We start from the raw sequence: 1274 nt of genomic DNA on the forward strand, positions 1-1274 counted from the left end.
CAAAGCGATGTGCCCTTCAAATGCAATCGTACAATTTACTTAATAAAGTGGCTTCAGGCTTGTTCAACACTTGGGATTTAGTGTTGGCTGCATAACACCTTAGCCCTTATTTGTTATACGATATTCCAAGCGCTGTACTGTCTATCCTGTGACGAAGCTTGCAAGTAACTTGATTCAATCCCTAATGTTGCAGCTATCAACTTAGTGTTGAAACTTGAAAAATCAACATCATAATTTTGTTCTGGGTGCGCATAGCCAATTGGTTTCCCCGCATATAATGCCTCATGAGCCAATTCATTTCTTAATTTCGATAAAACGCTACTACCGTTTTCAAGCTCAGCCCAATTAGGTAGTAAGAGGCTATACTTTTGAGCAAGCGCAGCAGGTCGCTGAGTATGAGGACAACGAGCAATACCTGATAACTTAAACAGCCCATCCAGAATTTTATACTGAGCTTCAAAGCGATCCCATGGATAATAATGTGATTGTCCGATGAGGAACCAATGAATTACTGCAAACATCCCAGCCCGCTTTTCGTCTGAGCTATCATCATAAAACTTAGCCAAATAATTCAGAGCTAACTCAATATCTTTTCCAATAGGTATAACCCCTGTTAATTTCCCTTCTGCGTATGCCACTTTGCCTATGTTGTAATACTCAGCAGGCGAAAGGTAAACACCAAAAAAGAAGCCTATACCAAGAATAAGAAACTTCGATTTTTCATAATCGTAGGGGTGAAAGATAATAGAATGGGTTGCTGGCAAGGTATAGTACTCTGCAAACACATCGAACTTTTTGGTGTGGGCTTCTCGTTTCAATTTACGAGCTTCAACTAAAGGAGGGTATATCCACCCATCACTAATATTTGCCTCATATTGAAATTCAGAAATCACTCTATCTATGTCCCATAGTGGTCGAATTTCAATATCATCTGCTACGTAGCGACGATTTGATTTCAACAGTCCAAATTCCACATTTATCTCCTATCGTATAACGCCTACCATAATACGCCATAACGCATTACGATAATGTTGATAGACCAGCGAAAACACCACAGCCAATTCAAACCTAGAATGCCGAGCGTTGGTGGTCGTATTGATGGCTTTGTTATAATGCAGATTTCAGAAATTCAACTATATAATTCATAAAGTTTTGATATTGCTCATAGAAAGTAACAAAAAACATTGCCACAGCTAAGACAAAAACGCCTTCAATACGTGTTTAATGCCGATCGTTTAAGAAGACTTGAACGATCTTGCAGTTAGCAGATAATC

General features: G+C 39.0%; 1 protein-coding gene. It reads right to left on the reverse strand.

Going from position 1 to position 1274, the window contains the following annotated elements; translation table 11 throughout:
- Positions 1 to 113: 113 nt before the first annotated feature.
- Positions 114 to 974 carry a hypothetical protein gene (locus AB6C75_RS23515; RefSeq protein ID WP_372109520.1) on the reverse strand — a complete coding sequence of 287 codons (861 nt, stop codon included), beginning with the start codon at positions 972 to 974 and terminating at the stop codon, positions 114 to 116.
- Positions 975 to 1274: the final 300 nt, after the last annotated feature.

The sequence above is a fragment of the Vibrio sp. 10N.237.312.B06 genome, from assembly GCF_041464685.1.
GTDB classification, from domain to species: Bacteria; Pseudomonadota; Gammaproteobacteria; order Enterobacterales; family Vibrionaceae; genus Vibrio; species Vibrio tasmaniensis_A.